Source organism: Pedobacter jeongneungensis (genome assembly GCF_000633455.1).
Classification (GTDB): domain Bacteria; phylum Bacteroidota; class Bacteroidia; order Sphingobacteriales; family Sphingobacteriaceae; genus Pedobacter; species Pedobacter jeongneungensis_A.
Genome location: NZ_AYMG01000064.1, coordinates 1 through 293, shown reverse-complemented (window position 1 = coordinate 293; position 293 = coordinate 1). Strand labels below are relative to the sequence as shown.

At 56.7% G+C, this 293-nt stretch carries 1 pseudogene; it reads left to right on the top strand.

Annotated elements, in window-relative coordinates:
• A pseudogene (locus U859_RS0130215) lies at positions 1–293 on the top strand (collagen-like protein); the annotation flags it as partial.

Below are 293 nucleotides of genomic sequence, written 5' to 3'. Positions count from 1 at the left end.
GATAAGGGAGATACCGGCGCAACCGGCCTGCAGGGATTTACCGGAGCACAGGGCCTACCTGGTGTAAAAGGCGATACCGGTCTTCAGGGCATTCAGGGTGAAAAAGGTGATAAAGGAGAAACTGGTGCAGCTGGCCCTCAGGGAATCCAGGGCGTAGCCGGAGCAAAAGGCGACAAAGGTGAGACTGGAGAGAAAGGTGATAAGGGAGATACCGGCGCAACCGGCCTGCAGGGATTTACCGGAGCACAGGGCCTACCTGGTGTAAAAGGCGATACCGGTCTTCAGGGCATTCA